We start from the raw sequence: 16,657 nt of genomic DNA, 5'->3' as shown, positions 1-16,657 counted from the left end.
CCGCTCTCGTACCGGGCAGCACCATGGATGCCTTCGATAGCTTGCACGCTTTCACCACCCTGCACGAACTCCTTCAGGACCTCGACCCTCTCGGACCCCTGCAGACCGGCCTGGAGACGCTGCTGCAGCGCACTGCGCAAGCTATGGGGTATCGCCGTATGGCGGTAGCCATCTTCGACCCCAAGACCAACACCATCTCCTTCGATCTCTTCTATGGCCACAGGGGTCAGGCCAAGGCGGTCTACATGCCCGGCCAAGGCGTCACCGGCCAAGTGGTCCAAACGGGGCGCCCCATCGTAGTAGAAAACATGGCAAGCGACCCCCGCTTTCTCAACAAGGCATTGGGGCGCCCCAAAGAGGAACTCCAAGAGCTCGCCTTTGTGTGTGTGCCGGTACGCCGCACCACCGCCGAAGGAACTCCGGAGATCCTCGGCGTGCTCAGCGCAGACATCCCCCGCCAGGGAGGATGCGCTCTCGACGGGCACCGCGCCTTTCTCGAGGTCCTTGCCGCGGTCATCGCCCGCCAAACGGCATATCTCCAAGAGGCCATGGCCCAAAAAGAGCTCTGGGCGTCCATGGGTTTTTTGGGCGAGGCGAGCGAACGCGCCAAGGCGCTCACACAAAGTAAAATCGTGGCCACGTCCAAGGCCATGTCCTTCGTCATGGGACAAATCCTCCAAGTGGCCCCCAGCAAGGCCGCCGTGCTCTTGCGGGGGGAGTCAGGCACCGGCAAGGAACTCATCGCCGAGGCCATCCACAACGCCAGCCCCCGCCGGGACCGGCCGCTCATACGCCTCAACTGCGCCGCCCTCCCTGCAGACCTCTTGGAAAGCGAGCTCTTCGGGCACGAACGCGGGGCATTCACCGGCGCGGTGAGCGCCAAGAAGGGCCGTTTCGAACTGGCCCACACCGGCACCCTATTTTTGGATGAGATCGGCGAACTCAGCCCAGAGGCACAAGCCAAACTCTTACGGGCCCTCCAAGAAGGCGAAGTCCAACGGGTGGGGAGCGAAAAGCCCATTACCGTGGACGTACGCATCATCTGCGCCACCCACCAGCCCTTGGAACAGCTCATCAAGACAGGTAAATTCCGCGAAGATCTCTACTACCGCATCAATGTCTTCCCAATCTTCATCCCACCCTTGCGGGAACGCCGCGAAGACATCCTGCCGCTGGCGGAATACTTTCTCCAATGGTTTTGTACGGAGTATGGAAAAAGCATCAAACGCATTTCCATGCCTGCCATAGATTTGCTCACCCAATACGATTGGCCGGGAAACGTGCGCGAACTGCGCAATTGTATGGAGCGGGCGACACTTATCTGCAATGAAGAAGCAATACGGACGTATCATCTCCCGCCGACACTCCAAACAGCAGAAAGCTCCGCAACAGACATCCAGCTTTCTTTTGGAGAGGCCGTAGCCAAATTCGAGCAGGAGATATTGATCGAAGCTCTACAAAGATGCAGCGGAAACATGTTGCAAGTTGCAAGAGATTTGCGTGCAAGCTACCGCATCATCCACTATAAGATCAAAAAATATAATATTGATCCCAAAAAATACGCCAAGCGATCCCGCGGACATCATAACAAGCATTCGTCATGAAACGTCTTTTGGTCGTGGATGACGATCCCCTCTTCCGCGCCGCCGTTGCCCACTGGCTCACCGAAGAAGGGTATTGCGTATCCGAGGCAGCAGATGCGGCCTCCGCCTTGCAGTGCTTTACCGAAACCCCTCCACATGGGGTACTTCTCGACCTCATTCTCGGAGAAGACGACACACTTTCCCTCCTGCAGACCATGCACGATCTGCGCCCCTATGTCCCCGTACTCGTCATCTCGGCCAAAAACTATGCCCAAAGCGCTGCTCAGGCATTCAAAGCCGGAGCGTGGGACTATATCATCAAGCCCATCGCCAGCCTCGAAATCCTCGCCCAAACCATCCGCAACTGCCTGGAGCAAAGCCAACTCCAAGAGCGCATGCGCGCCACGCAGGCGCGCCTCCATACACTCATTCACAACCTTCCCATTATCCTTTTCAGCTTCACCAAAGATCTCGATTTTACATTCCTTACCCACAAAACCGAACACGTTCTCGGCTACAGCGTATCGGAACTCCAAAACTATCCCCTCAAGTTTCTCCATCTTATCCATAAAGATGACCGAAAAATATTTCTAAACAATATCAGCAAGATATTCGATGGGACCCATTTTACGTCCAAGCTGGACTTCCGATTCACCCATAAACAGGGCTACCCACTGGTACTCCAAGTGCATTTCATCGCCAACCGCTACGAAAGCGAACCCCGACGGGTGGAAGGAATCCTGCTCGACATCACGCACCACACCTATTTAGATCGCATGTTTCTCTCCAACGAGCGTCAGATGGCGCTCCACACCCTGGCGCAAGAACTGGCCCATGAAGTCCGCAACCCACTCGTGGCCTTGGGCGGGCTTACGCGCATTCTTATTCTTGAGGAACGCTACCCCGACGACGCGGAATGTGCGCTTTTACGCCATGAGTGTCGTCGCCTCGACAGTATCTGGGAGCGCCTGGAGCCGCTCTTGGACCCTCCGCCTGCGGCCATTGAAACCATCTCCATTGCCAGCGCCGTGACTTTCATCTTCCGCATCCTCAGCCACCACCTGGAACGCATGGGCATTACCTGGGAGGTCCGTGAGGATGCAGCCCCCCTGGTGCAGGCCAACACCGAGCTCACCCACCGGGCACTGCTCTCCGTCATCCAGTATGCCCAAGACAGCCTCGCCGCTGGCGGTCATATCCTTGCACGAATCCTCCGTGAGGGAAAAACCGCTGGTGTGAACCTCGAGATCTCTCCTGCCCCGCTTCCGCACGTGAGACACCACCATCTGGATGTGTGCCGCCGTCTCATGGCCCGCCAAAACGGAGACATGGAGTCGCATATCACCGACCAGACCCTCATTGTGCAACTGCACCTGCCGTGCGCCCATCCCGGCCTTGTGTCCGCGGCCACTTTTTCCTAAGGCTTCGCTTGCTTGTACCGCCGTTATCAAGGAGTCCCCATGAGTAACTCCCTTTCCTGCGTCACCCTTGCTGATCAAGAGCTCACGGAACTCTTTCGGCCCTTTGCCCTGAAGATGGAAGAACAGGGCATGCCCGCCATCGTCATCAACACCTTCAAGTGTTACTTCAACCAATTTCTCTACGGCGCCCAAGGCAAGCTCTCGGACCGGGAAATCCTCCCCGTGGAGGACCGGGAGCTGCCGGACTACGAACAATTGGAGGAATATAAAGAAGACGGCGAAAAGGCCCTGCGCCACACCGTAGTCATCAAGCTCAACGGCGGGCTGGGCACGAGCATGGGACTCGAAGGCCCCAAAAGCCTGATCCCGGTCAAAGATGACTTCACCTTCCTCGACCTCATCCTCATGCAGGCCCAAAAAATCCGCCAACGCTACGGCGTGGAGTTCCCGCAGGTCTTTATGAACAGCTTTCGGACCCACACCGAAACCATGCTCGCCATCCAAGGATTCTCCAATGGCGGCACCGGTATTCCCTTGGCGTTCTTACAGCACCGTTTCCCCAAGATCCTCGCCCAGGACCTCACTCCAGCTAAATGGCCGAAGAATCCAGAACTCGAGTGGAATCCCCCAGGGCACGGCGATATCTACACCGCCCTCGTCACCTCGGGCATGCTCGATGCATTGCTGGAAAACGATTACTACTACGCCTTTATCTCCAACGCCGACAACCTCGGCGCCATTATGAATCGTCGCCTTTTGGGCTATATGGTGCGGCACAATCTCCCGTTCCTCATGGAAGTGGCTCGACGCACGGAGCAGGACAAAAAAGGCGGCCATCTTTGCCGGCTGCTCAAGACCAATCGGTTGGCGTTGCGGGAAGTGGCCCAGTGCCCGGACTGCGAAATGGATTCGTTCTCGGACATCGAAAAGTTCCGCTTCTTCAACACCAACTCCATCTGGGTGGATCTGCGGGTGCTCCAGTCCGTGTTCGTCTCGCACCGGCTCATGCCGCTGGACCTCATTATCAATCCCAAGACCCTGGACCCCCGTGACCCTGATTCGCCGGCAGTATTCCAATTGGAAACCGCCATGGGGTCGGCCATTAGCAGCTTCTACAACGCCCAGGCCGTGGTCGTGCCGCGCAAACGCTTTGCTCCGGTCAAGACCACCGCAGATCTGCTTTTGGTCATGTCGGACCTTTTTTTGCGCACCGAACACGACACCATCGTGCCCAATCCCAAGCGGACCCATCCCCTGCCCACCATCCGTTTGGATGAAAAATTTTACAAAAAGATCGACATGTTTCTGCAACGCTTTCCAAACGGCGCCCCAAGCCTCATGGAGTGCGACTCTCTTCGGGTGGAGGGCGACGTCACCTTCGAGGCCGGCGTCCGGCTCTCCGGGCATGTGCACATCGTCAACGCCACCCCCCTGCCGCGAAGCATCCCCCCAGGGACGCATTTGACCGGCGAGGTCCACCTCTAAACCCACAACCCCCACTGCGGAGCCCGTATGCGATCTTCCTCCCGAACCGCACTCTGTACCCTGGCCATCGTCGCCACGGCGACCCTGCTCGCCTTGTGCTTCAACCAGTGGCGCCCCACTCCCTTGGCATGGGTGCGCACCGAGGCCTTCGTGCCCGCTCCGGCACCAGCACCCGCGCAGCCAAGTCCCCAGGCGCCAAGCACCGCGGCGCCCGAGACACCAACTTCCCCCGCGGCGGAGGCCCCGACACCAGCGCCTGCAGAAGACCAAACACCTCCGCATGCAGAGCCCGCCCCGGCCATGCAGTCTCCTGCCCCAATGACGGAAAACGCCCCCCAGACGGAACCAGCCGAAGCACAGACGACACCCGAAGCCCCGGTCTCGGATGCGTCCCAGCAGCCGCAAGAGGCGGCCCAGGCAGCGCCACCAGAGACGCCCGTCGCCCAGGAAACGGCGTCTGCCCAGGCAGAAGAGCCCGCTGCGGCGCTCTCCGTGGCCGACGCCCTGCAGCTCCATCTTTCAGGCCAGGCGGTGTTTCTCGATGCCCGAGATCCCGACACCTATGCCCAAGGGCACATCCCCGGAGCGCTGTGCGTACCGCCTACGGAGCTCGACCGCCTCTGGCCGCAAATCGCCCCGCATATCGAAGGCAAGACGGTGGTGACGTACTGCGACGGCGAGCTCTGTCCGCTCTCGGAGGAACTGGCCGAGGCCCTTCGGGCCCGCGGGGTGTCCACCGTCCTGGTCTTCGTCAATGGCTGGAGCCTGTGGCAGGACGAGCACCTGCCCACGACCACTGGCCTCAACCCCTAAGGAGCTCCCATGTCCGCGTTGTCCGCCTACCGCTATCTTCGCTATTTCCTGGCCGTGGTGCTCATTGCCGCGGTACCGCACAAATTGCTCGACCCCGCAGGCTTCGCCCTGGCCATCGCCCGCTACGACCTGGTGCCCACTGCCGCCGTCAACGCCATCGCCCTGGTGCTCCCATGGCTCGAGGCCCTGCTTGCGATACTCTTGGTGTGTGACGTCCTCATAGGTCCGGCCCTCTGGCTCGCCAATCTCCTCTTCGCCGGTTTTGCCACGAGCATCGCCATCGCCATGGCTCGAGGCATCGACATCGATTGCGGATGCTTCACCACCGGCACCACCGGATCCATGCTCTTCGCCCTCGTGCGCGACGTGATTTTCCTGGTGGCTGGAATCATTCTAGCCCTCATCTACGCCCGAGTCATCGCTCCCAGCCGTGCGGTCACCCCAGCCGAGACGTCAGAAGAATCCGATCCAGGAGAGTCCGAGCCCGAGGAGACTCCGGCAACCGCCCAAGATTCCGAAACCCCTTCGGCATCCTAGCGGTCATGGCGCCTCCCTCCCGGAAGATGCCAGGACTTCGGGGGAGGAAAGTATTCGGCGCGGGCCTCTTACAACACGCCAACTGCTCCGGGCCAGGCGGCATCACCCACCTGGCCCGCCTTCGTGGACGACCACGGCCGGCCACGCCCCACGCACAGCATTCACCAGGAGCACGCGCTGGGCGCAGCAAAGTGTTTCGGGGGTGAGCGTCGCCTCCCGCACCACGGCGCGGGCCAAAAGCCGCTGCCGCAACACGCCGGGCACGAGCCCAGAGCTTCGCGGCGGCGTGATCCACTGCCCCTGAAAGAGCACCAAAATAGAGGCGATGGTGGTTTCCGTGACTTGGCCCTGGCGGTTCACCAAAATGGCGTCATGCGCCCCCAATGCACTGGCTCGGGAGCGCTCGGCATCCAAATGCCGACGCACGGTGGTCTTGTGACAGACACGGGGATCGCGCTCATCCACAGCATGTTCGGCGAAAACCAGCCGGTACGGCCGAACGGGGCGCGGCAGCGGTCGGATGCTCCAATGTCGGCGCCCATCAGGCCAAAGTTCCAAGCGGAGCACTGCGGGGTGTGCCAGGCCTCGGCAATGCTGCGTGCATTCTTCCTCCAGCGTGGACCACGGGACGCGGAAGCCAAAATACTGCGCCGACTCCGCCAAACGTTTCCGGTGCCATGGCCACAAGGGGACGCCCCAAGGCGTGGCACGCATGGTTTCCACCAGCCCGAAGGCCGGGGGCCGAGGCCCCAACACCCGCGCCTTGAGAAGGGTTTCCCTCCACTCGGAGGGGGCCGCGGAATCCCAAACAATACCCCCGCCCACTCCATACTCTGCTTCGCTGCGCAAGCGGTCCACCAACACCGTCCGGATGGCGACGTTGAAGTGGGCGCGACGGCCCGGCCGCACCCATCCCAAGGCGCCTGTGTACACGCGGCGAGCGGAAGGCTCGATTTCCTGAATGATCTGAGCGGTTCGCACCTTCGGAGCTCCGGTGATGGAGGCCGCCGGGAAGAGCGCTTGAAAGACCTGGGGCAGGCCTGCATCGGTACGCCCCCACACGAGCGAAGTCATCTGCCACACCGTGGGATAACGCTCCACACACCAAAGGCGAGGCACCCGCACACTCGCAGGCAGGCACACCCTCCCCAGGTCGTGGCGCACCATGTCCACGACCATGACGTTTTCCGCCCGCTCTTTGGTGGATTCCCGCAGCGCTGCCGCCTGGAGTGCATCTTCCTCCCGAAAGCGCCCCCGCGGGGCAGTACCCTTCATGGGACGGGAGATCAGGCTCCCGCCCACGCGGCGGAAAAAAAGCTCTGGCGAAGCACTGCACACGGCCCAATGCTCTGTCTCGAGATACACCGCGTGCGGGGAGGGTTGGTACAAGAAAAGATGGCAAAAAAGCGACCACGGATCCCCCGCAAACGGAGCGCGCAGCCGGTATGTCATGTTGACCTGGTAGGTTTCCCCGGCAGCAAGAAATTCACGGATGCGGTCAATGGCCCGGCCATAGGCCCCGGGCCCCAGTTCAGGCGTCCAGACAGGCAGCGTGAGGCCCTCGGGTTCGGGACACAACACTTCGCGACAGCGTGGCGCAAAAAGACCAAACCACACCAGTGGCCACGGCCCAGGGTCGCGCCATGGCAAAGCCGAATCCATGGCCGCGGCCGCCTCATAGCTCACCATGCCCACGGCATGCAGTCCGTGGTTTTCTACCGCGGCCTCCACCCGAGAGAGCACGGGCAACACTTCGTCTGGCCCAAATGCCGCCTCTACGGCGCAAGGGTTCTCGTACAGCAAAAGCTTACGCCCGCTGCCATGGGCGATCGCTGCGCGGATCACGAGGACTGCTCCTCGGATGCCTGGAGACGGGCCGCCTCCAGAATGGCCTGGGCGCGCCGCCGTCCAATGCCGAGGGCCACCACATCCTCCTCGGTGGCGTGCGCGAGCTCGGACACCCGGGCGAAACGTTGACGCAGCAGCGCCGCGGTCTTGGTCCCCACCCCAGGAAGAGACTCCAACTCGGAAGCCAAACGCCTGCGGCGGCTTGCCCGCTGGCCGGCAAGGACGAAACGGTGGGCGGCGTCCCGCACCCGCTGCAGAAAAAGGAGTTCCGGCGAGCCCGGACGCAAGGGCAAGGGGTTCTTACGGCCGGGCACGACGGCGCGGTCCTCCAGTTCGCCGGCCCGGCGGCTCGGCCCTTTAGCCACCCCCACGATGGCGCATCCCACCTCGCCCAAAACGCGGGCCACCGCCCCCACCTGCCCCTGGCCGCCATCCACCACCACAAGATCCGGCCAGGGCGGCCCTGCGGCCAAACGGCGCTGCGCCCACAGCGTGAGCGCCTGCAGATCGTCGCCCGTTCCTTCGGCTTCCGGCAGAGCGTAGTGCCGGTAGTGCTGAGGCACCGGGGCGCCGTCCTCGAACACCACCATGCCTGCCCGCACCCCCTGCCCCTGAAGGTGCGAGACATCCACCGCCTCCACCCGGCGTACCTGGCGACCAGGACCGACCACCGCCTCCCACGCAAGCTGCCGCGGTGCCGCAGTGGCTTCCCGGGCATTGGCCTGGGCCATGCGGACAAGCCCCCGAAGCCGCGTCCCCCGCACAGAACGCAGCCGCACCGGGTGCCCGGCGAGCTCTGCCACGGCCTCCAGCACCGTGACCGGCAGCGCAGGCTGCGCCATCACGGCCGGAGGAATAAGACGGCCTGCAGCGTAAAATTGCACCACCGCCGCCTGGAGTGCCTCGTCGGCCGCCGGAGCCGCCACCCGAAAACGGTTTGCCCCCAGCACCCGACCTTGGCGCACGTACACCACGGCCACGCCGACACCCTCGTCAGTCTTCACCGCGCTCCACACGTCCAAGTCCTCGGCCTCACCCGGAGCCACCACGGCCTGCCCTTCCACCGTGGCCTCAATCGCCCGAATCTGGTCGCGCAACTCCGCCGCCCGTTCAAAAGCCAAGGCTTGCGAGGCGTCGTGCATCTCCTGGCGCAACCGGGACAGCAGCTCAGCGCTTTTGCCGCTGAGAAAGAGTTCCACCTGGCGCACCAAGGCGGCATATTCTTCCCGAGAGACTTGCAAACAGCATGGCGCCAAGCACCGCCCGATATGGTATTGAAGGCACGGGCGTACTCGATTGGCAAATACCGTGTCCCGGCATTTGCGCAGTAGAAAAATACGGTCGATGATGCGGCGTGTATTTCTGGCAGAAAGCGCCGACGTATATGGACCAAAATAGGAAGTAGTGGAAGATTTGCGCATCCTGCGTACGATACGGAGGGCAGGATAGGGATGCTGGTGGTCGATGGCAAAAAGAAGATAATTTTTATCGTCCCGTAAGACGATGTTGTATTTGGGACGATGTGTTTTGATGAGGCTTGCTTCGAGCAGCAGGGCCTCTTTTTCCGTAGCAGTGCAGATGGTCTCCAAACTTTCCGCACGCCGCAGCATGGCCTGTGTCTTGATAGGAAGGCGCGCAGAAGCAGTGTACGAAGCCAACCGACGGCGCAGGTCCTTGGCCTTGCCGACATAGAGCACTTCCTGCCCTGGGCCACGGAAGAGATATACGCCAGGCTGCGAAGGATATTGACTGGGATCCACCAAATACATCGAGTCCCCCTGTCTGGATGGCAAGACCGGGGGACTTGTGCCTGGGGGAGGCAAAGGGGGTCAAGGCCCAAGAGGAGTCTAACCGCGACGATCCACGGCCACGGCTGCGCCGGTCACCAGACCGGCGCCCACACGGTAGCCACGCACCCGCCGGCTCTGCTGCCGCGCCTCGGCAAGGCGCTGTTCCAACGTGCAGCGCAGGGCCTGGGCTTGAGCCCGGAGACGCTCCTGGGTGCGGGCCATGGCCACAAAAGGCAGGACTTCGCCGCGGGCCAAGGCGGCCTCCAAGAGGTGGAGGCGCTGCCGGGCCAAGGACGCGGCCACGGCCTCTTCTCCTTGGGCCAAGGCCTTTTCTTCGGCCCGGACCAACTCCTCCCAGCGCGCTCGAGTGTCAGCCATGGACCACAGCCTTCATGCTCTCCCGCAGCTGTGCCACCACAGTCTTGGTCTTTTCCACCAAGGGGAGGAATTCGTACTCCAAAAGGTCTGCGAGCAGAATCCAGTCCTCGTTTTCCTGGATCTCGATCATCTCGGAAAACAAGGCCGAGAGATCCGCCACAGATTGCTCAAACGCGGACAAATTTTGCAGGGAAAACTCGGCTCGCAGTACGCCGACCATATTGAGAAAATCACGGCACACTTCCGTGAGATCCGAATACATCTCCAGGGCAGCGCCATCATCGGCCAAGCGGAAAAGCTCGGCCGTACGTTTCGCCGCCTTTTGCATCAAGGAAATGACCTTGTAGAGTTCCCGGGCGATGCTCATCCCCATTTCCGCCACAGAAACCGAGACGACTTCCACTTTGTTCACAAACGAGATGTCCACGTCTTCGGCCTGATGCGGATAAATTTCTGAAAATGCTTCACCATTGACCAAGACGTCGGTGACGATGCGATCCTGCATGCGGCCATCTTCCATGACCCGCTCCAGGACCTGCTCCAGATTCGCAAACTGCTTCAGTTCCAAGGACGACTGCTGGCCATCCACAATAATCATGGCTTCCTCCAGGCGGAAAAAGGTTCTGGGATCGGCTGGTGCTATTCAAACTTGATGCCAATCACATCCGCCATGGCCGCCGTCATGTCGCGAAAACGTTGGGCCAGGGCTGCCAAGGCACGCAAATCCTGTTGGCCGCGCCAGGTCAGCTGCCAAAGCACCCCCAAGGGAGCCAGCTCCGGAACCGCCAGCAAGGCGTCCTCCACCCGCTGACAATGGGGCATGAGCTTGCGGCCCAGAAGGGGGCCGCCCCCCAGGGCCAAGGCCTCGGCTTGGGCGGCCACGACGGCGAGAAAACCCGCGACCACCGGCAAGCCCTCACGCAGCCGCGTTGGCGCCTGCTCCATGAACTGGCCCGTGGTGCAAAGGGGGAGATCGTCAAGAAATTGGCGATACAGGGGTCGTATCTGCGCGATCCACTGCGAGCGCCACAAAGCGCCGTGCCCGGAGAGAGATTCTAGATCCCAAAAGCCGGCGTCGTCCCGCGCAACCCGCCATACCCGGACTCCAGACAGATCCGACGCCGGCCAGTGGCCATGTTCCAACCACTGGGCCATGGCCATACCCAGCGCTCCCCCCGGAATATGGCCGCGGCAGGCGCGCTCGCGAGGGCATGTGGTTCCGAAGGCACATGGGTGGCAGTCCATGTCCGGCTCCAGGCAAATGGCCCCGTCCTGGGCGGGGCCGGTATCCCACGGCTGGGCTGTAGCCAAAAAAATCGCCACCACCGGCACACCTAAGCCGGCAGCCAGATGCATGGTCCCGGTGTCGTTGGTCAAAAGCGCCTGGCACTGGGCAAGGACTGCCGCCAGTTGGCCAAGGTCTGTCTGGCCGACCAGGCTCACGCACGGAAAATCCGCCAAGGCCAAAAACTTCTCCGCCAATGGGCTCTCACTCCCAGAGCCCACGAGGACCACCATGCGGCCGGTCTCAGCATGCAGGCTGCGCGCCGCAGCCACGAAACCCGCCACCGGGTAGCGCCGGGAAGGATGGCTGGCTCCCAACTGAATGGCCACCCGCCCTGCGCTCCACGCAGGAAGCTCCGGCGCGTCGCGCAGAGGCGCGGCAAGGTGCGAATGCACCGGAGGCGCAACCCCGCTCATGCGCGCCATGATGTCCACGAGGTTGAATGGACTGCAGCCGCGATGAGCGGAGACCGCCTGAAGAAAGTCCGCCCACCGGGTGGTGGCGGAGCCAAAGCCCTGGCTGTCCACCACAAAGCCGTCTTGGGCCGCCCCTGTGGATCCGGCCAAAAAGCGGGAAAGCAGACGGGAAGCTACCGTAGGCGTCAGATTGATGACCCGCTGCGGGGCAAAGTCCCGCACCGCCTCCCGCAAGCACCCGAGTCGCCGCAAGGCGTCTGGCCAACATTGATCCATCTGTGCCAAAAGCCCTGCTCCGGGCAGGACGAACACCGCATCCAATCCCGCAAGAAGCCGCGCGGCATCGGCGAAGGCGTCCACACACACCAACCCCACCGCATCCCCCTGGTTCCGCAAACCATGAATGACTCCCTGCGTCTGAATGAGGTCGCCAAAACGGGTGAGATTGAGCAGCAGGACGCGAGCAGTCGATGTCATTTTCCCCTCAATACCGCGTCCCGGTACGTCTCGAAGCGGCTGGATGCACGCAAGGCCGTGAGCACCACGGCCACGAAACTGAAAATCAGAATACACACGTTGAGCACTTGCCAGCGATCTGCATGGATCAATTGCCCCAAGGCCGTTCCCGGCGGCACCAGCAGCGCCAGACCAAAGGCCACCGCTGCCGCCACCAGCAGGGCGACGAGCTCGAACACCAAGAGATACCGGCCTGCCAAGAGCAGAAAGAGCGCCCCATTGCGCACGCCCTGCAGCCAAAGCAACTGGCGCTCCAAAAAATCCAATCCTTCTGCCGCCCGCTCCAATGCTTCGTGCCCCTGATGAAATTTTTCCGGGACGTGGAGGTCCAATTGATTGACCAGCTCGAGGTCACTTGCGCACTTGTTGAATACTTTCGTAAACTTGGAAAGCATGGACGGAAATGGAAACCACGACGCCTCGCGGTGGATTTGATGCAGTCGTTCCAGTATGGATTCGCGCTTTTGATACATCTCTTCGATATCTTTTTTGACTCTCTCCTGAATATCATTTTTTACTGCAATCGCTCCATTGATAATTTTAGAAAAAGCAACGTAGTTATTGATTCCAACATAAGAAGAAAGCGTTTGGATGCGATCATAAAAAGTTTTATATGCAGGATGATTTTCAGGAAGCCACTGCCTTAGAAGTTCATTTATGTTTTGAACACTCCCAACGATATCTTCTTTCTTTGATTGCGCATCACTCCATAAATCCAACAACATCGCGTGCAGATGTGTTCTCCCTGATTCGAGCTCTGGATCCAAAAGCAGCATGGAAAATATGTCTGGATCTTGGGAAACGATTTCCCGAAAAAATCCGAGAGCCTCGTTGATAAAACCACTTTTGAGCATACATACCGACTGGCGATATTTCGCCGCGAAAAATCGCGGCGATTCCCGGTGGGCGCGGGAATAGAACCGAACGGCATCGGTATGGTCTCCGGCGACCTCGCGTAACCGCCCCAAAAGCAGTAAAATATAGGAACGTTGCAGGGAGGTGTAGGCCAAGGAGAGGGCTTCGTCCCAAAATTCCGCCGCCCGTTTGGGTTCATCGCGCTCCATGGACAGAAAGCCCAGCAGCACCCGCGGCTGGTAGTTCCGCCGGGCGCGCATCAACGCCTGATCCAGCCGCTCCAACGCACGATCGGGATTGCCAGTACGCAGACTCTCCAGGGCTTGCACCACGGATTCATCCACCGCGCCTCCGGAGTCCTCGATGCCGCGCGGCCAGTCCTTGCCCCGAGCCCGCCACACCATCTGGGCCATGCGCAGCTGCAGATGCACGGACACGTCGAACACGGCTTGCGCTACAATGGCCTCCGGGGTTCGATCCTCTAAAAGGTCCGGCAATGTCTGCAGCGGGTCCTCACCCAATGCCTTTTCCAACCGCTCCATGATGGCCGGCATCTCCATCAAATCCATGCGCGCCACCCGCGCCAACGCAGATACTTGAAGATTAGCGGGAAAAAGCCGCTTGCTCGGGCACTGGCTCGGACCATGGCTGCGCATGCCGCAGTAAAAGCATGGTCTCCGGCCGCCCACCACCAGGCTTGCCGGCAGGAAGATGTTCAGGGTGCCATGCACCCGGCTGGATCCCCGCGACAACAGCACCACTTGGAACAAATCCGTGATCTTGGTGTTTTTCAGGGAGTAGCGACAGTCCACCGCCTGGATGCGGGAGTCGGCCAATTGGAAGACCGTCACCAAAGGCGCGTGCACCGCGTTGGGCTCGAGCTGCTCCCAAATGTGCCGAATACGTCGCGGCAAGTCCGGCGCAAAGCTTAAATCCGTGGATTCCACGAAAAGATATACGCACGGCCACAGGGCTTGCTGATTGTCCTCCAACAACGCCAAGATGTCGAAGAGCACAGAACGCATCTTCTCCAAAGAAGAGATGCGCAACACCAAAGCGAGGTCTTCACCCTGGAGATAGGCCACCTTGTTCTTAGAAAGGATAGGCTCCAAACGCTCGAAATGCGCACGCCAGCCTTTGCCCGTCTGCTTGTCCTCGCGAGGACCCAAGGGCCGGATCAGGCCCAACCACTGGAGATTCACCGTAGGCGTGAGTTGATCACTGGCCCCAAGATCGAACCACTCGCCCGGCAAGCCATCGGTAGAGGCGGTCTGCTTGAAGGCCACTCCGGGCAGACTGCGGCCTTGGTCCCGCAGCCGGGCATTGACCCGGATGAGCATGCGCTTGGGAAAATCGAAGGAAATGCCCGTGAATTCCGGTTTAATATTAATGGATTGACTGAGGTTCTCATCTACCACCAAGCTGGCGTCAAAGACGATGAGGGCCGTGGACGCCGCATGAAGCCGGGACCAATTGTGCAGCCGAATGAGCCCAAAGAGCACGCTGATATTGGGGAAAAACCACAGGCTCTGCTGGGGCTCCTCCACCAGCGACCAACCGCCGGCCTCGGAGAGGGATTGAAAAAACGTCGAGGCAAGTTCTTGCCCGTGCACCACCCAGCAGGCAAAGCCATTACATACCAGGCGGGGTCGACCAGGTTGGGGGATCTTCTCGAGCAAGGCGGCAAGACGAGGCATGGCTCCTCCGGATAGGCATTCATGCAAGGCGCACCTGCCGCGTTCCATGACACGGGACCCATGGCCTGGGCAAGCTTGACGCCCCGGCCCATCCCGCCTACCCGCCCTCCATGACTACCATCGAGGTACGCTGATGTTCCCTACATTCCCGGATGTTGCCCAAAAACACCTGCAGCAACTCATCGCCATCGCCCTCGAAGAAGACGGTCCCGATGCCACGAGCCAGGCGGTGTTCCATCCCCAAGACACGCTCACCGCCAGCCTGGTGGCCAAGGCAGACGCGGTGATTGCGGGACTGCCGCTCGTGGATCTGGTGTTGGGCGCCACCGGCGCTCCCTACCACCTGACGCTTTTTGCCCGCGACGGCGAGCGCGTCTCTTCCGGCACCGAGCTCGCCCGCATCCACGGCCAAGCCCGAGGCATCCTCAAGGCCGAGCGGGTGATGCTCAATTTTCTGTGCCACCTCTGCGGAGTCGCCACGCTTACCCGCGCCTTTGTCGACGCCGTGGCCGGGACCGGGGTGCGTATCCTCGACACCCGCAAGACCACGCCGGGCATGCGTTTTCTCGAAAAATACGCCGTACGCATGGGCGGCGGCTGCAACCATCGCATGGGTCTTGGCGACATGCTCATGCTCAAAGACAACCATATCGACCGTGCCGGATCCATCACTGCAGCGGCCAGGGCGCTCCGCGCCGCCTACGGCCACAGCCTGCCATTGGAAATCGAATGCCGCACCCTGGCCCATGTGGAAGAAGCCCTGGCCATGGCTCCGGAACGCATCATGCTCGACAACATGGACCGCGCCACGCTGAAGCAAGCCATTGCTCGCATCGCCGGCCAGGTGGAGACGGAAGTGAGCGGCAACGTCACCCTCGCCACGGTGCGCGCCATCGCCGAACTGGGCCCCACCTACATTTCCGTGGGCGCCCTCACCCATTCCGCGCCAGCCGCAGACCTGTCGCTTCGTATCTCGCTCCCCAAGGAGGACGCATGACGAGTCTTGCCCAACAGATCGCCCGCCGCCAGCACCAGCTGGCCATCCTCGCCCACCACTACCAGGCGGACGCCATCGTAGAGCACGCCCATTTCGTGGGCGATTCCCTGGAACTCGCCCGCAGGGTCACCGAACTTTCCGCCGAGCATATCGTGTTCTGCGGAGTGCACTTCATGGCCGAAAGCGCGGCCATCCTCGCCCGGACGGAGCAAAAAGTCCACGCGCCGGTGCTTGAAGCTGGCTGCGTCATGGCCAACATGGCGCCGGCCCAGCTCTTGGAGGCCGTACTCGCCCGCCTCGCCCGCACCGGCGCGCGCGTCACCCCACTCACCTATGTCAATTCCTCGGCTGCCATCAAAGCCGTGGTGGGACGCGCCGGCGGCGCGGTATGCACCTCGGCCAACGCCCAGCGCATGCTCCAATGGGCCTTGGAGCAGGGGGACTGCGTACTCTTTCTGCCGGACGCCAACCTGGGGGCCAACACCGCCCGGGCCGTGGGTCTGCCGCAAGCAAGCGTAGAACGGCTCGACATCTCCGCAGGCGGACTCCACGTGCCCGCAGCCCAAGCGGGTGTGCGCGTGTACCTGTGGCCCGGATGCTGCGCCGTGCACCACAAGATCCGTATGGAAGACATCCAGGCGGTGCGCACAAAGTTTCCCCAAGCGCGCATCCTCGTGCATCCCGAATGCCGGCCCGAAGTGGTGGCGGCGGCCGACGGCGCCGGCTCCACCTCATACCTCATCCGCGAAGCCGCAAAAGCCCCAGCAGGCAGCACCCTTGCCCTCGGCACCGAAGACAACCTCGTCGCGCGCCTTGCCCGCCGCCATCCGGAGGTGCACATCCTGCCCGTGCGCCGGGTGCTGTGCTCCAACATGGCCAAAACCGACACCCATGCCCTGGGCGCCAAGCTGCGCGAGCTCGACACCGCCCAGCCGGTCCGCGTGGACGCGGCCACTGCGGCCGAGGCCCGCCACGCCTTGGAGCGCATGCTCGCGGCGTGCGCCGCGCCGAGTCGGTGACGCATAGGCGGCAATTT

Annotated in this window: 13 protein-coding genes; 7 read left to right on the top strand and 6 right to left on the bottom strand. The window is 61.6% G+C overall.

From position 1 onward, the window contains the following. Positions 1 to 23 precede the first annotated feature (23 nt). The 5 genes from BR00_RS01585 to BR00_RS01565 are packed head-to-tail and all read left to right on the top strand — an operon-like array spanning position 24 to position 5,839. The gene (locus tag BR00_RS01585) at positions 24 to 1,604 is read left to right on the top strand and encodes a sigma-54-dependent Fis family transcriptional regulator (protein ID WP_496475865.1); all 1,581 of its coding nucleotides are present in this window, start codon (positions 24 to 26) and stop codon (positions 1,602 to 1,604) included. Continuing rightward, positions 1,601 to 3,004: a response regulator gene (locus tag BR00_RS01580; protein WP_496475864.1), complete on the top strand. Its 1,404-nt coding sequence runs from the start codon at positions 1,601 to 1,603 to the stop codon at positions 3,002 to 3,004. The genes BR00_RS01585 and BR00_RS01580 overlap by 4 nt, the downstream gene beginning before the upstream one ends. A 39-nt stretch (positions 3,005 to 3,043) precedes the next feature. Continuing rightward, entirely contained in the window at positions 3,044 to 4,489 is a 1,446-nt protein-coding gene (locus tag BR00_RS01575; RefSeq protein ID WP_496475863.1) for a UTP--glucose-1-phosphate uridylyltransferase, read from the top strand. 27 nt (positions 4,490 to 4,516) lie between these two features. After that, a complete protein-coding gene (locus BR00_RS01570) occupies positions 4,517 to 5,302 on the top strand; it encodes a rhodanese-like domain-containing protein (RefSeq protein WP_496475862.1) in 786 nt (261 codons plus the stop codon). A 9-nt stretch (positions 5,303 to 5,311) separates the two neighbouring features. Continuing rightward, positions 5,312 to 5,839, top strand: coding sequence for a MauE/DoxX family redox-associated membrane protein (locus BR00_RS01565; protein WP_496475861.1), 528 nt, complete (start codon positions 5,312 to 5,314; stop codon positions 5,837 to 5,839). Positions 5,840 to 5,941: 102 nt separating this feature from the next. Here BR00_RS01565 and BR00_RS01560 read toward each other — a convergent pair whose 3' ends face one another. From BR00_RS01560 to BR00_RS01535, 6 genes are all read right to left on the bottom strand, one after another. After that, positions 5,942 to 7,684 carry a chorismate-binding protein gene (locus BR00_RS01560; RefSeq protein ID WP_496475860.1) on the bottom strand — a complete coding sequence of 581 codons (1,743 nt, stop codon included), beginning with the start codon at positions 7,682 to 7,684 and terminating at the stop codon, positions 5,942 to 5,944. Next, positions 7,681 to 9,456, bottom strand: a complete 1,776-nt coding sequence (gene uvrC, locus BR00_RS01555) for an excinuclease ABC subunit UvrC (RefSeq protein WP_496475859.1) — start codon at positions 9,454 to 9,456, stop codon at positions 7,681 to 7,683. Before uvrC ends, BR00_RS01560 begins: the two co-directional genes overlap by 4 nt. A gap of 78 nt (positions 9,457 to 9,534) precedes the next feature. Next, positions 9,535 to 9,855, bottom strand: coding sequence for a hypothetical protein (locus BR00_RS01550; RefSeq protein WP_496475858.1), 321 nt, complete (start codon positions 9,853 to 9,855; stop codon positions 9,535 to 9,537). Beyond that, the gene (locus tag BR00_RS01545; RefSeq protein ID WP_496475857.1) at positions 9,848 to 10,453 is read right to left on the bottom strand and encodes a DUF8043 domain-containing protein; all 606 of its coding nucleotides are present in this window, start codon (positions 10,451 to 10,453) and stop codon (positions 9,848 to 9,850) included. The genes BR00_RS01550 and BR00_RS01545 overlap by 8 nt, the downstream gene beginning before the upstream one ends. Before the next feature lie 41 nt (positions 10,454 to 10,494). Continuing rightward, positions 10,495 to 12,033, bottom strand: coding sequence for a glycosyltransferase family 9 protein (locus tag BR00_RS01540; protein WP_496475856.1), 1,539 nt, complete (start codon positions 12,031 to 12,033; stop codon positions 10,495 to 10,497). Continuing rightward, positions 12,030 to 14,624, bottom strand: a complete 2,595-nt coding sequence (locus BR00_RS01535) for a tetratricopeptide repeat protein (RefSeq protein WP_496475855.1) — start codon at positions 14,622 to 14,624, stop codon at positions 12,030 to 12,032. The genes BR00_RS01540 and BR00_RS01535 overlap by 4 nt, the downstream gene beginning before the upstream one ends. 133 nt (positions 14,625 to 14,757) lie before the next feature. On the opposite strand from BR00_RS01535, the gene nadC reads away from it, so the two are divergent. Together nadC and nadA are read left to right on the top strand one after the other, a co-directional pair. Continuing rightward, the gene (nadC, locus tag BR00_RS01530) at positions 14,758 to 15,621 is read left to right on the top strand and encodes a carboxylating nicotinate-nucleotide diphosphorylase (RefSeq protein ID WP_496475854.1); all 864 of its coding nucleotides are present in this window, start codon (positions 14,758 to 14,760) and stop codon (positions 15,619 to 15,621) included. Continuing rightward, positions 15,618 to 16,640: a quinolinate synthase NadA gene (gene nadA, locus BR00_RS01525; RefSeq protein WP_496475853.1), complete on the top strand. Its 1,023-nt coding sequence runs from the start codon at positions 15,618 to 15,620 to the stop codon at positions 16,638 to 16,640. The genes nadC and nadA overlap by 4 nt, the downstream gene beginning before the upstream one ends. Positions 16,641 to 16,657 lie beyond the last annotated feature (17 nt).

It is taken from the genome of Thermodesulfomicrobium thermophilum DSM 16697 (assembly GCF_059568695.1).
This window is presented reverse-complemented; position numbering and strand designations above follow the sequence as displayed.

What these genes read in the sequence shown, in the direction of transcription:
- nadC (WP_496475854.1), top strand. Translation starts at nt 14,758, where the DNA reads ATGTTCCCTACATTCCCGGATGTTGCCCAAAAACACCTGCAGCAACTC.
- BR00_RS01575 (WP_496475863.1), top strand. Translation starts at nt 3,044, where the DNA reads ATGAGTAACTCCCTTTCCTGCGTCACCCTTGCTGATCAAGAGCTCACG.
- BR00_RS01585 (WP_496475865.1), top strand. Translation starts at nt 24, where the DNA reads ATGGATGCCTTCGATAGCTTGCACGCTTTCACCACCCTGCACGAACTC.
- BR00_RS01570 (WP_496475862.1), top strand. Translation starts at nt 4,517, where the DNA reads ATGCGATCTTCCTCCCGAACCGCACTCTGTACCCTGGCCATCGTCGCC.
- uvrC (WP_496475859.1), bottom strand. Translation starts at nt 9,456, where the DNA reads ATGTATTTGGTGGATCCCAGTCAATATCCTTCGCAGCCTGGCGTATAT.
- BR00_RS01535 (WP_496475855.1), bottom strand. Translation starts at nt 14,624, where the DNA reads ATGCCTCGTCTTGCCGCCTTGCTCGAGAAGATCCCCCAACCTGGTCGA.
- BR00_RS01545 (WP_496475857.1), bottom strand. Translation starts at nt 10,453, where the DNA reads ATGATTATTGTGGATGGCCAGCAGTCGTCCTTGGAACTGAAGCAGTTT.
- BR00_RS01565 (WP_496475861.1), top strand. Translation starts at nt 5,312, where the DNA reads ATGTCCGCGTTGTCCGCCTACCGCTATCTTCGCTATTTCCTGGCCGTG.
- BR00_RS01580 (WP_496475864.1), top strand. Translation starts at nt 1,601, where the DNA reads ATGAAACGTCTTTTGGTCGTGGATGACGATCCCCTCTTCCGCGCCGCC.
- nadA (WP_496475853.1), top strand. Translation starts at nt 15,618, where the DNA reads ATGACGAGTCTTGCCCAACAGATCGCCCGCCGCCAGCACCAGCTGGCC.
- BR00_RS01550 (WP_496475858.1), bottom strand. Translation starts at nt 9,855, where the DNA reads ATGGCTGACACTCGAGCGCGCTGGGAGGAGTTGGTCCGGGCCGAAGAA.
- BR00_RS01540 (WP_496475856.1), bottom strand. Translation starts at nt 12,033, where the DNA reads ATGACATCGACTGCTCGCGTCCTGCTGCTCAATCTCACCCGTTTTGGC.